This is a genomic window from Hydrogenophaga sp. (genome assembly GCF_031426985.1).
Taxonomy (GTDB): domain Bacteria; phylum Pseudomonadota; class Gammaproteobacteria; order Burkholderiales; family Burkholderiaceae_C; genus Hydrogenophaga.
The window spans coordinates 1-12,318 of record NZ_JASJOY010000087.1; the positions used below are offsets into that span (position 1 = coordinate 1).

Sequence of the window (12,318 nt, forward strand, 5' to 3'; positions counted from 1 at the left end):
AGCTCGCGGGCCTGACGCAGCGCAGCCAGACCGTGGCCGCCACCATCAGCCACGGCGAGCAGCGCCAGCTCGAAATCGCCATGACCCTGGCCACCGAGCCCACCGTGCTGCTGCTCGACGAACCGCTGGCCGGCATGGGCCAGGCCGAGGCCGAGCGCATGGTCGAGCTGCTGCTCAAACTCAAGAAAGACCACGCCATGATGCTGGTGGAGCACGACATGGACGCCGTGTTCGCCCTGGCCGACCAGCTGACCGTGATGGTCAACGGCCAGGTGATCGCCAGCGGCACGCCGGCCCAAGTGCGCAGCGACCCGCTGGTGCAGGCCGCCTACCTCGGGGAGGAGCACTGACATGAGTGCGACTCCGCTGATCCAGGCCACCGGCCTGAACACCCACTACGGCCAGAGCCACATCCTGCGCGGCGTGGACTTCACCGTCCTGCCGGGCCAGACGATCGGCCTCATGGGCCGCAACGGCATGGGCAAGACGACCTTGCTCAAATCCCTCATGGGCATCGTCAAGCCCAGCGGGGGCGGCGTGCTGATCAAAGGCCAGCCCATGACCGGCGCCCCCACCTTCGAGATCGCACGCTTGGGTATCGCTTATGTGCCAGAAGGCCGCGGCATCTTCGGCAACCTGAGCGTGAAAGAAAACCTGCAGATGGCTGCCCGCGCCGGCACCCAAGGCCAGCACGACTGGACCTACGAGCGCGTGCTGGAGACATTCCCCCGCCTGGCCGAGCGCCTGAACCACGGCGGGCAGCAGCTCAGCGGCGGCGAACAGCAGATGCTGACCATCGGCCGCGCGCTGATGACCAACCCCGACGTGCTCATCCTCGACGAAGCCACCGAAGGCCTGGCGCCACTGATCGCCCGCGAGATCTGGCGCATTTGCGGACTGATCCGCGAGAGCGGCATCAGCAGCATCATCGTGGACAAGGCCTGGAAACAGGTCACCCAGATCACCGACCGCAACGTCATCCTGGTCAAGGGCGAGGTGGTGTTCGAGGGCACGTCGGATGAACTTTTGTCTAAACCCGAGCTGCTGGAGCAGTACCTCGGGGTCTGACCCCCCATAGACAAGCAAACCATCAAAGGAGCGCACGCAACTCGCGTGCGGCGTCCAGCAGCAAGGGCAACAGGTCTTTGCGCATCACCGACGGCTCCAGCCGCTCGGGTGACGCCACCACATTCAAGGCCGCCACGGTGCGGCCTTGCATGTTTCTGAGCGGCACCGCCAGCGCGTGCACCCCCAGTTCGTGTTCTTCACCGGCCACCGCGAAGTCGTCGGCCCGCACCTGGGCCACGATGGCGCGCAAGGCCTTGTGGTCCACGGTGGTTCTGGGCGTCAGTCGCGGCAGTTCGCGCCCCTTGAGCCAGGCGCTGAATTCGGCGCGCGGCATGGCCGCCAGCAGGACCCGGCCGGTTGACGTGGCGTGCACCGGCAGGCGCGCGCCCAGGTGCAGGCCGTAGGCCATGAGCCGCTGCCCGCCCACCGAGGCGCTGCGCGCCACGATCACGACCTCGTCGCCGTCGAGCACCACGGCCGAGAAAGACTCGCGCGTCTGCGCCGCCAGGCGGTTCAGCGCGGGTTGCAGCAGGCGCGGCAGCCGGGCCGAGGCGAGGTAGCTGCCCGAGAAGCGCAGGACTTTGGCCGAGAGCCAGTAGTGCGTACCGTCGGTGTCGAGGTAGCCGAGGTAGGCCAGGGTGAGCAGGTGGCGCCGGGCGGCGGCGCGGGTCAGGCCGGCGCGCTCGGCGGCCTGGGTGGCGTTCAGGCGCTGGCGTTCGGTGTCAAAGCTCTCCAGCACGGCCATGCCCTTGGCCATGCCTTCGATGAAATCCGCCTTGGCGATCTCCATGCCGGTGCTCCGTCTCAAGTGTTGCGCGATCATCGCACATCAAGGCCATTCATCGCACAGACTCGTCCGGCCGGTCTTTTCAGCGACGGGCGTGCGGCCTACAGTCGCTGACACCCCTTTCACACCAACAGGAGACTTTCCATGCGCACCCAGGTAGCCATCATCGGCGGCGGTCCTTCCGGCCTCATGCTGTCCCAGCTCTTGCACCTCAAGGGCATCGACACCATCGTGCTCGAACGCCAGAGCCGCGAATACGTGCTCAGCCGCATCCGCGCCGGCGTGCTGGAACACGGCTTTGCCAAGCTGATGCGCGAAGCCCAGTGCGGCGAGCGCATGGACCGCGAGGGCGAGATCCACGACGGCTTCCTCATCTCCGACAACGGCAAGATGAACCGCGTGGACCTGCACAAGCACAGCGGTGGCAGCTCGGTGGTGGTCTACGGCCAGACCGAACTGACCCGCGACCTGTACGAGGCGCGCGACAAGATGAAGGGCGTGGTGATCCACAACGCCGAAGACGTGCAGCCGCACGACCTGAAGAGCGACCAGCCCTACGTCACCTACCGCCAGGGTGACGAGATCGTGCGCATCGACTGCGACTACGTGATCGGCGCCGACGGCTTCCATGGCGTCAGCCGCAAGTCCATCCCGCGCGACGTGCTCAAGGAATACGAGAAGGTGTACCCGTTCGGCTGGCTGGGCGTGCTCTCGCGCACCAAGCCGGTGTCGCCCGAGCTGATCTACGCCAAGCACGAGCGCGGCTTTGCGCTGTGTTCGCTGCGCTCGCAGGTGCTCTCGCGTTACTACATCCAGGTGCCGCTGACCGACACGGTCGAGGACTGGAGCGACGACAAGTTCTGGGAAGAACTCAAGCGCCGCCTGCCGGCCGACGTGGCCGAACGCCTGGTCACCGGCCCGTCGATCGAGAAGTCGATCGCGCCACTGCGTTCCTTCGTGGCCGAGCCGATGCGTTACGGCAACCTGTTCCTGGCCGGCGACGCCGCCCACATCGTGCCGCCGACCGGCGCGCGGGGCCTGAACAGCGCCGCGTCCGACATCTATTACCTCTACCACGCGCTGGTCGCGCATTACCAGCAGGGCGATGACGCGGGACTGGACAACTACTCGGCCAAGGCCCTGGCCCGGGTGTGGAAGGCGCAGCGCTTCTCGTGGTGGATGACCACCATGCTGCACACCTTCCCCGACAACCTGACCTACGACCAGAAGCTGCAGCAGACCGAGCTGGAGTACCTGTTCTCGTCCGAACGGGCCTTGGGCTCGCTGGCGGAAAACTACGTCGGCCTGCCGTTCTGACGACGCAGCCCTCACCTCCCCTCCCCACACAAACGGGCGCCTCTGGCGCCCGTTTGTGTTTGGTGCGTCCGGCGCCGGGTGCTGGAACGGACTGAGGCCTGAATAGGCCCGGGCCGCATCCACAACTTTACATGCGCCTTAATATCTGTGTAAGTTGCACATTTTTAAATATCCCCCAGGCACACCATGAACCCGACCAACGCCCCCTCTGTCCAACCCAGCCCGGCCAATGCCACGCAACCGCTGCTGGCCACGCTGGACGCACTGCTGGAGCCCATGGCCCAGCTCTGCGTGGGCAAGGGTGTGCCGATCCAGGCGGTGGAGGAACACCTGCGCCAGGCCTTCGTCAAGGCGGCGCGCCAGGCCTGCGAGGGCGCCAACCCGCAACGCCGGAACAGCCGCATCAGCGCCCTCACCGGCCTGACCCGGCGCGAGGTCTCGCGCATCGAAGCGCTGGCCGCACCGGTGCGGCGCACCACCCACGGCCCGCTGACCGAACTGTTCAACCGCTGGATGTCCACGCCGCCCTACGGTGGTCCCGACGGCGCCCGTGAACTGCCCCGCCAGGGCCCCGAGCCGAGCTTCGACACCCTGGCCAGCGCCGTCACGCGCGATGTGCACCCCCGTTCCTTGCTGGAAGCCTTGTGCCGCATGGGCATGGCCGAACACGACACCGAAAAGGACACCGTGCGCCTGGGCGCCAGCGGCTTTGTGCCGCGCCAGCAGTGGGAGCAGATGCTCGGCTTCCTGGGCGCCAACGTCGGCGACCACCTGCGTGCCGCGGTGGTCAACGTGCTGGGCGCGGGCAACGAGCACTTTGAACAGGCGCTGTACGCCGACGAACTCTCCACCCATTCGCTGCAGCAGGCGCGCCGCATCGTCAGCGACCAGTGGCGCGCACTGCTGGCCCAGGTCACGCCCCAGCTCGAAGCCCTGATGCAGGCCGACGCCGCCGCCGGCCGCCCGCAAGACCAGGCCCTGCGCCTGGGCCTGTACGCCCTGACCCAGCCCATGCCGCCCGCGGCGGCGGCTCCGTCCCACACCATCCCCCCATCCAAGGAGTCCTGACATGCGTCCAACCCCCTGCATCCCCGCGAACCGACGCCAGGTTGTGCTCGCTCTGCTGGGCACCGCCCTGCTGCCCGCCTGCGGCGGCGGCACCGACGTGGCCGGCGTCAGCAGCGGCGGCACCGGCTCCTACACCAGCGGCGTCATCGTCGGCCTGGGCTCGGTCATCGTCAACGGCATCCGTTACGACGACAGCGCGGCCAGCGTCAATTTCGATGGCAGCGCCAGCACGGCGGCCGCCCTGCAGCTGGGCATGGTGGTGCGCATCCAGGGCTCCGCGCTCACCCCGGCCACGGTGGCGGGAGGCCTGGCCACCGCGACCGCCAGCAGCATCGCCTGTGGCAGCGAATGGAAGGGGCCGGTCGCAGACATCGACACCACCGCCGGCACTTTCACCTTGCTGGGGCAGAAGGTGCGCGTGCTGGCCACCACGGTGATCGAAGGCACCACCTTCAGCACCGCGCTCAATGGCCTCTATGTGGAGGTCTATGGCCTTCTTGACCCGTCCGATGGCAGCCTGCAGGCCTCCCGCATCGAACTGGACGACAGCCCGCCCGACAGCCTGCGCCTGAGCGGCCTGGTCAGCGGCCTCACCGCCACCACCTTCCAGCTCGGCTCGGCGACCATCCTCTACAGCTCGGCCACCGAAGTGCCCACCACCCTGGCCAACGGCCTGTTGGTGCGGGTGGACCTGGAGCCCACGGCCAACGGCAGCGGCCAGTGGATCGCCACCCGCGTGCGCGCCGACGCCGCGGCCATCGAACTGGAAGACGACGACGAGGCCGACCTCGAAGGGTTCGTCACGGCCCTCACCGCCACCGGCTTCGTGCTCAACGGCATCCCGGTGGACGCCAGCCACATCGGCCTGCCCACCGGGCTGGTCGAGGGCGACCGGGTCGAAGTCCAGGGCTCCGCCCTCAACGGCACCGTGATCGCCTCCGAGATCGACATCAAGACCGATGACGAGGTCGAATCGCAGGCGTTCGAGTTCCACGGCGCCATCTCCGAACTGACCGCCAGCTCCTTTGTCGTGCGGGGTTACCCGATCCGCTACGACACGTCCTTTGGCATCGCTCTGACCAACGGCCTGTTGGTTGAAGTCAAAGCCGAACTCCAGCTCAACGGCGACCTGCTCGCCACCGAGATCGAGATCGAAACGGAAAACTGATCCCGCCGACACCCCGGCAACCCGCGCCCAGGCGGCGCACCCACCCAGGAGGCATTTCATGCAACCCCGCAACCCGTTTGCAGGGCCAACGGCCCACCCACGCCCGTGGCACCCTGCCCTCATGGCCTCGGCCCTGGCCGCGACCGCCCTGCTGTCTGCCTGTGGCGGTGGTGGCGGCTCCGCGAGCCCGTCGGCCACGACGGCCGTGGCCACCTTCATCGATTCACCCGTGGAAGGCCTGGCCTACAAGTCGACCAGCCGCAGCGGCCTGACCGACCGCAACGGCAACTTCCCCTACACCCCGGGCGAGACCGTCACCTTCTCCATCGGCAACCTGGTGCTGGGCAGCGTCACGGTCACCGGCAACAAGGTCACGCCGCTGCAGATCGTGCCCAACGCCGCCAACGCCAGCGACGCACGGGTGACCCGCATCCTGCGCACCCTGCAGACGCTGGACAGCGACGGCAACCTGGACAACGGCATCCAGATCACCGCCTGGGCACGCGAGGTCGCCAGTCTCAAGACGAAGATCCGGCTGGACGAGGACACGACCACCGACGCCGACGTGAAAGACCGCCTGCCGGGCGGCGACTACACCCGCACCGAGGAACAGGCCCTTCAGCACTATGAAGCGCATGAGGACGACGAGTCCAACGCCGGCAGTGGCTACGACAACAGCGGTTCGGGCTCGGGCACCCCGGTCGCACAACCGGCCAACACCACCGGCCGCCTGCTGGCGTCCAACTGCTTCCAGTGCCACGGCACCCTGGGCCGCGGCGGCTTCGACAGCATCCGCGGCGGCGAAGCCGGCGAGGTGCGCGAATACCTGGGCAAAACGGCCAGCAGCGACATCATGGCCGCGCACGCCCAGGGCTACACCAGCGCCCAGCTCAACGCCATCGTCCAGTACCTCAACCAGCCCTGAGCCAGGAGACCCGACATGACACAAGCACACAACACCCTGGCCCGCCGCCGCTGGCTGATGCTGGCCGGCGCCAGCGCCATCACCGCCCTGGTGCCCACCCTGGGCTGGAGCGACGGCGATGAAGACGAAGGCGATTCGGGCAGCAGCAGCACCACCGCCATCAGCCCCGCCGCCACCGGCCTGACCGGCCGCATGGTGGTCGTCGGCGGCGGCATGGCCGGCGTCACCGCCGCCAAATACCTGCGCCTGTGGGGCGGCAGCGGCCTGACCATCACCCTGGTCGAACCCGCCACCACCTACGTCTCCAACATCATGAGCAACCTGGTGCTCAACGGCAGCCGCACGGTGACCAGCCTGGGCTACACCCACGGCAACCTCACCAGCAAGTACGGCGTGAACGTGGTGCGCGCGTCGCTGACCGCCATCGACACGGCCAACAAATCGCTCACCCTGTCCGACGGTGCCTCGCTGCCGTACGACCGGCTGGTGCTGGCCCCCGGCGTGGAATTCGAAGACGCCTACGGCCTGACCCAGACCGACTACGAGACCCGCACGCCCCACGCCTGGCGCGCCGGCCCGCAGACCCAGCTGCTGCGCGACCAGCTGGCCGCCATGCCCAGCAACGGCACTTTCGTGATGACCATCCCGAAAGCCCCGTACCGCTGCCCGCCCGGCCCGTACGAGCGCGCCTGCCTGGTGGCCGACTTTCTCAAGACCCACAAGGGCGCGGGCAGCAAGGTCATCGTGCTCGACGAGAACTTCCCCACGGACGCGGCCAACCCCTACACCGCCATCCAGGCCGAGGCCCACAGCTTCACCCAGGCCTACACCGTCACGCACGCCGGCGTGGTGGACTACCAGCCCGGTGTGACCGACATCGCCATCGACCCGGTCACCAAGGCCGTGAGCTACACCGACCGCATGGGCGTGCCCCACACGGTCACGCCGCAGGTGGTCAACCCGATCCCGCCGCACCGCGCCACCGGCAGCAGCGCCACCGGCTGGCTCACCCAGGCCGGGCTGGCCAACGGGGCCAGCGGCAAATGGGCGCTGGTGAACGTGCTCAGTTTCGAGAGCACCGCAGCGGGCGCGACCGGCGTGCACGTCATCGGTGACGCCTCGCAGTGCGGCCTGCCCAAGGCCGGCCACGTGGCCAACCAGGAAGCCAAGATCTGCGTCGACGCCATCGTGCGCGCCTTGAGCGGCCAGCAGCCCGACCCGGCCCCCGTGGCCAACTCGGCCTGCTACTCGCCCATCACGGCCAGCACAGCGTCGTGGCTGACGGCGGTCTACCAGTACGACAGCGTCAACAAGAAGTTCGTGGTGGCCAACAACGGCGGCGTCACCGCCGGCGCCAAGCCGGTGGAAGCCGCCAGCGCCAGCAGCCAGAACTTCCAGCAGATGAACACCTGGTTCAACACGCTGATGGGCGACGCCTTCGCCTGATTCTTTCTGCGCTGTCACACCCAACGGGCGACACTGTCGCCCGTTGGCGCTTCTGCGCACGGGCATGCGGGTAAATTGCGGGGCAGCCCCCTCACAACCGCGCCCGAGACAACCCATGAGCCACACGCCCCCGCCCGCCGCCCCGTCCACGACCGCCAAAGCGCTCAAACCCCTGCGCGGCGTGCGCGTGCTCAGCCTCGCGCTGAACCTGCCCGGCCCGGCCGCGCTCATGCGCCTCAAGGCCATGGGCGCCACCTGCCTCAAGGCCGAGCCGCCCGGCCCCAAGGGCGCCCCCGCCGGCACCAGCGGCGACCCGATGGGCCAGTACAACGCCACCGCCTACACCACGCTGCACGACGGCATCAAGCTCGTCACCCTGGATCTCAAAACCGAGCAGGGCCAGCAGAAACTGCACAAAGAGCTGGCGCGCACCGACCTGCTGCTCACGTCCTTCCGCCCGTCCGCCCTGGCCAAGCTCGGCCTGGGCTGGAAAGCGCTGCACAAGGCCTACCCGGCGCTGTCGGTGGTGGCCATCGTCGGCGCACCCGGACCGCGGGCCGAAGAGCCGGGCCACGACCTCACCTACCTGGCCGACGCCGGCCTGGTGACCGGGCTGGACCTGCCCGCCACCCTGTTTGCCGACATGGGCGGCTCGCTCATGGCCAGCGAAGCCGCGCTGAAGGCCGTCCTGACCCAGAAGACCCGCGGCAAGGGCAGCTTCCAGGAAGTGGCGCTGTCCGACGCCGCCGCCTGGCTCGCCCTGCCCCGCAGCTGGGGCCTGACCCAGCCCCAGGGCGCTGTGGGTGGCGCGCACGCGGGCTACCGCATCTACCCCTGCAAGGACGGGCGGGTCGCCGTGGCCGCGCTGGAGCCGCACTTTGCCGCCGCCCTGTGCGCCGCGGCCGGCGTGCCCGTGGCCGGCATGGCCACCCTGTTCCAGCCGGCCACGCACAAGGCCATTGCCCACTTTCTGGCGGGCCAGACCCGCCGCCAGCTCGACAAGCTGGCCCAGGTCCAGGACATCCCCCTGCACACGCTGGCACACTGACGCCTTTGCTCAACCACCAGACAGCACAGCACGATGCACAAGCAGGGACAGGTGGTGGCGTGGGACGCGGCCAAAGGTTTTGGCTTCATCCGCAGCGCCCAGTCACTTGAAGACGTTTTTTTCCACATCCGCGACTGGGAGGGCCTGAACCCGCCGACGCAGCATGCCGCCGTCGAGTTCGAGGAAATCCACGTCGGCGGCAAAGGCCCGCGCGCCATGGGGGTGCGGCCGGTCGAAGGGCCGGTCGTGCCCAAAACCTCGCGCGAAGCGCTGCAGCGCGAGCGGGCCGACATCCGCCAGCGCAAGAGCCAGGCCGCGCAGGAACAACAGCCGGCCGCCCCCGCGACCGCGGTGGCGCGCTCGCGCTACGCGCAGGAACGCGCGGCCCGGCGCGAAAAGTGGCAGCTCGGCGTGGCCGCCGGACTCGTCGGCCTGTGGCTCGTCCTGCTGCTCGCCGGCATCTGGATGCGGCGCATGCCCTGGGTGGTGCTGCCCGGCCTGGCGCTGCTGAACATCGGCACCTTCTTCGTCTACTGGAAAGACAAGACCGCTGCCGAGGCAGAAGCCGTCCGCATCCGCGAAGACGTGCTGCACGCACTGGCCCTGCTGGGCGGCTGGCCTGCCGCGTGGCTGGCCCAGCAGGTGTTGCGGCACAAGACCGTCAAACGCAGCTTCCAGGCCATGTTCTGGCTCACCGTGCTGGTGAACCTCGTGGCGCTGGCGGTGTGGGTGCTGTGGCCGGTGTTCAACCCCGAACCGCCCCCACCACCGCCCGAAGCCTGGCAGTGAGCCCGCCGTTCAAAACAGGCGCGTGACGGTGAAGCCGCGCGCCTGCAGCAAGGCCGGCAGGCCTTTCGACCCGATCAGGTGCAAAGCCCCCACCGCGGCGAACACGCTCACGCTGGCGTGTGCCCGCTCGATGGCGTCCGCCATGCCCGGGTTGCGGCCGTCCACCAGCCGCGCGAAGGCCTCCCGCTCCGTCGGCGTGTTCAGGCAGTCGCACCAGTCGGCATAGGCCTCCAGGTCTTTCAGGTCGCCCCGCACCCAGGCGCGGGTCAGCCGCTCCAGCACGTGCTGGGCGCCGGGGTCGCGCCAGTCGGCCAGCGCATCGCGCACCATGGCCTCAGCCTCTTCGTCGCTGCGCGCCAGCAGCATCGCCAGCTGCGTCTGCACCGTCTCCAGCCCCACCACCGGCCGCTCGGTGCGCAGGCTGCGCATCAGCAGCGCCGACTCGGCCCCGTACAGCGGAAACAGCCCGTGCCGCTGCGCCTGCGCCACCGCCAGCTGCACCACATGGAACTCGGTCGGCCCCACCTGCAGGTTATCCAGTGGCAGGCATTCCGCCGCCCAGGCATCGCGCAGCGACTGCATCAGCTCCGCCGACAAACGGCGCGACGGCCCCTGCGTCGCCTCGCGCAGCGCGGCCTGCACGGCCGGGTCCATCACGTTGATCTCCAGCGCCAGCACCCCCGTGCGCGCCAGCGAAGCCTCGGTCCGCGGCCCCAGCGCCAGCCATTCCGCCCGGCCGGCGTGCATGGTCCCGTAGAGGAAGGAGTCGCGCCCACCGCGGCTGATGCGCCAGAGAAAGCCGCGGTCGGCGGCCAGCTGCTGCGCCCGCTGGAGCACTTCGCGGGTGGGAGCTGTGGCCTGGGGTGGGCAGGTGGCTGCGTCGGCCGCTGCTGCCAGGGCGGCGACCGTTGAACACAGGCTAGCGATGGCCAATGCTATGCAGGTCAGGCAACGGCGTGACAAGAAATGAATCAGCATCAGCGCATTGTCAGCAATGTTGCCGGACAGCGTGACAATCGGTTCATCTTCACTCCGTTCCCCGCAATTTTCCTATGTCTCTTCGCTCCGCAACTGCCTTTGCCTTGCTTCTAGCCATTGCCTCGCAAGTGTTCGCTCAAGCAAAGACGAAGCCAACAGACTCTCGTAAGGTGATGGAGTCTCTCGATAAGGCTCTTGGCGTTAGCCTCGATGGCAGACAACTTGCGGAGCGCGACTACAGAATTTGCATGGTTGATAAAGCGGATCGCCTTCTTGGCAACAAAGTTGACTCAGCGCGGCTGCTGGCCATCGCTGCAAATGGCACCTGCTCCACACACTTGAGCATGATCTATTTATTCGAGGAAGAAGCTCAAACTCCCGCAGCAGCAAAGGCAGCGACGGAAAATGTGCGCGACGCGATGCTTGACGAAATGACGTCCTACATTGTTTGTCGAAGAGCAGGAACTACCTGCTGACGGACGTACTTCAACAAATTATCTGTCGATCAGCGATAGGGTCTCGCATCGATGCGGGACCTCAAACGTTGAGCATCCAAGGGTGAGATCAGTGCTTACCGCCCCTTGCCCTTCACCCCCGCCCGCGGCGGCAAGCCGGTGTGCTGGGTGAGCATGCGGCCCTTGACCGGCGCCTGGCCCCCGGCGCCTGCGCCTGAAGCAGTGCCCTTCCCCGCCCCACCCGGTTTCACCACCGCCGCCGCCCGTTCGCTGGCCTTGATGCCGCCCGGCGTCGAGTTCTTCTTCCGTGCGCTCAGGTAGCCCCCGTCGGTGACGGGCTGGAAAGTCGGGATCAGGTGGTGTTTGCCGTTGCCGATGAGGTCGGCGCGGCCCATGGCCTTGAGGGTTTCGCGCAGCAGCGGCCAGTTGTTGGGGTCGTGGTAGCGCAGGAAGGCCTTGTGCAGGCGACGGCGTTTTTCGCCGCGCACGATGTCCACCTTCTCCCCACGCCCGCCCGGCCCGTTGTCGCGGTGCACGCCCTTGAGCGGGTTCAGCCCCGAGTGGTACATGGCCGTGGCGGTGGCCATGGGGCTGGGGTAGAAGGTCTGCACCTGGTCGGCGCGGAAGCCGTTTTTCTTCAACCAGATGGCGAGGTTCATCATGTCCTCGTCGCTGGTGCCGGGGTGCGCGGCGATGAAGTACGGGATCAGGAACTGCTTCTTACCGGCCTCTTCGCTGTACTTCTCGAACATGGTCTTGAAGCGGTCGTAGCTGCCGATGCCGGGCTTCATCATCTTGGAGAGCGGCCCGCCTTCGGTGTGCTCGGGTGCGATCTTGAGGTAGCCGCCGACGTGGTGCTGCACCAGTTCCTTGACGTATTCCGGGCTCTTGACAGCCAGGTCGTAGCGCAGGCCGGAGCCGATCAGGATCTTCTTGATGCCCTTGAGCGCCCGCGCCCGGCGGTAGATCTTGATCAGCGGGTCGTGGTTGGTGTGCAGGTTCTGGCAGATGCCGGGGTAGACGCAACTGGGCTTGCGGCAGGCGGCTTCGATGGCCGGGCTGCTGCAGCCCAGGCGGTACATGTTGGCGGTGGGGCCGCCGAGGTCGGAGATGACGCCGGTGAAGCCCTCGACCTTGTCGCGGATGTCCTCGACCTCCTTGATGATCGAGTCTTCCGAGCGGCTTTGGATGATGCGGCCTTCGTGCTCGGTGATGGAGCAGAAGGTGCAGCCGCCGAAGCAGCCGCGCATGATGTTGATCGAGAAGCGG

Annotated in this window: 13 protein-coding genes; 10 read left to right on the plus strand and 3 right to left on the minus strand. The window is 67.9% G+C overall.

Annotation, left to right across the window (positions count from 1 at the left end):
* Both RMP09_RS11315 and RMP09_RS11320 read left to right on the plus strand, forming a co-directional pair.
* Positions 1 to 350, plus strand: a 350-nt coding sequence (locus RMP09_RS11315) for an ATP-binding cassette domain-containing protein (RefSeq protein ID WP_310566085.1), incomplete at its 5' end; no start/stop codon positions are given.
* A gap of 1 nt (position 351) precedes the next feature.
* Positions 352 to 1,068 (plus strand): ABC transporter ATP-binding protein, encoded by a 717-nt coding sequence (locus RMP09_RS11320; protein WP_310566086.1) that lies wholly within the window; start codon positions 352 to 354, stop codon positions 1,066 to 1,068.
* A gap of 22 nt (positions 1,069 to 1,090) precedes the next feature.
* Here the strand turns inward: RMP09_RS11320 and RMP09_RS11325 are convergent, their stop codons facing one another.
* Positions 1,091 to 1,858 carry an IclR family transcriptional regulator C-terminal domain-containing protein gene (locus RMP09_RS11325; protein WP_310566087.1) on the minus strand — a complete coding sequence of 256 codons (768 nt, stop codon included), beginning with the start codon at positions 1,856 to 1,858 and terminating at the stop codon, positions 1,091 to 1,093.
* 141 nt (positions 1,859 to 1,999) lie between these two features.
* Between RMP09_RS11325 and pobA the strand changes: the two genes are divergently transcribed.
* The 7 genes from pobA to RMP09_RS11360 all read left to right on the plus strand — a co-directional run bounded on the left by pobA (position 2,000) and on the right by RMP09_RS11360 (position 9,616).
* Positions 2,000 to 3,172 (plus strand): 4-hydroxybenzoate 3-monooxygenase, encoded by a 1,173-nt coding sequence (pobA, locus tag RMP09_RS11330; RefSeq protein WP_310566088.1) that lies wholly within the window; start codon positions 2,000 to 2,002, stop codon positions 3,170 to 3,172.
* Positions 3,173 to 3,358: 186 nt separating this feature from the next.
* Complete coding sequence (locus RMP09_RS11335) at positions 3,359 to 4,240, plus strand: DUF6502 family protein (RefSeq protein WP_310566089.1); 882 nt, start codon at positions 3,359 to 3,361, stop codon at positions 4,238 to 4,240.
* A gap of 1 nt (position 4,241) precedes the next feature.
* Complete coding sequence (locus tag RMP09_RS11340; RefSeq protein ID WP_310566090.1) at positions 4,242 to 5,408, plus strand: DUF5666 domain-containing protein; 1,167 nt, start codon at positions 4,242 to 4,244, stop codon at positions 5,406 to 5,408.
* A 121-nt stretch (positions 5,409 to 5,529) separates the two neighbouring features.
* A complete protein-coding gene (locus RMP09_RS11345; protein ID WP_310566091.1) occupies positions 5,530 to 6,333 on the plus strand; it encodes a cytochrome c in 804 nt (267 codons plus the stop codon).
* Between the two features lie 15 nt (positions 6,334 to 6,348).
* Complete coding sequence (locus RMP09_RS11350; RefSeq protein WP_310566092.1) at positions 6,349 to 7,779, plus strand: FAD/NAD(P)-binding oxidoreductase; 1,431 nt, start codon at positions 6,349 to 6,351, stop codon at positions 7,777 to 7,779.
* A 115-nt stretch (positions 7,780 to 7,894) separates the two neighbouring features.
* Complete coding sequence (locus RMP09_RS11355) at positions 7,895 to 8,827, plus strand: CoA transferase (RefSeq protein WP_310566093.1); 933 nt, start codon at positions 7,895 to 7,897, stop codon at positions 8,825 to 8,827.
* A gap of 33 nt (positions 8,828 to 8,860) precedes the next feature.
* The gene (locus tag RMP09_RS11360; RefSeq protein ID WP_310566094.1) at positions 8,861 to 9,616 is read left to right on the plus strand and encodes a cold shock and DUF1294 domain-containing protein; all 756 of its coding nucleotides are present in this window, start codon (positions 8,861 to 8,863) and stop codon (positions 9,614 to 9,616) included.
* A 9-nt stretch (positions 9,617 to 9,625) separates the two neighbouring features.
* On the opposite strand, the gene RMP09_RS11365 is transcribed toward RMP09_RS11360, so the two are convergent.
* Positions 9,626 to 10,594: a TraB/GumN family protein gene (locus RMP09_RS11365; RefSeq protein ID WP_310566095.1), complete on the minus strand. Its 969-nt coding sequence runs from the start codon at positions 10,592 to 10,594 to the stop codon at positions 9,626 to 9,628.
* A 74-nt stretch (positions 10,595 to 10,668) separates the two neighbouring features.
* On the opposite strand from RMP09_RS11365, the gene RMP09_RS11370 reads away from it, so the two are divergent.
* Positions 10,669 to 11,070 (plus strand): hypothetical protein, encoded by a 402-nt coding sequence (locus RMP09_RS11370; protein ID WP_310566096.1) that lies wholly within the window; start codon positions 10,669 to 10,671, stop codon positions 11,068 to 11,070.
* Between the two features lie 95 nt (positions 11,071 to 11,165).
* On the opposite strand, the gene RMP09_RS11375 is transcribed toward RMP09_RS11370, so the two are convergent.
* Positions 11,166 to 12,318: DUF3362 domain-containing protein (locus RMP09_RS11375; RefSeq protein WP_310566097.1), on the minus strand; the 1,153-nt coding region annotated here is incomplete at its 5' end.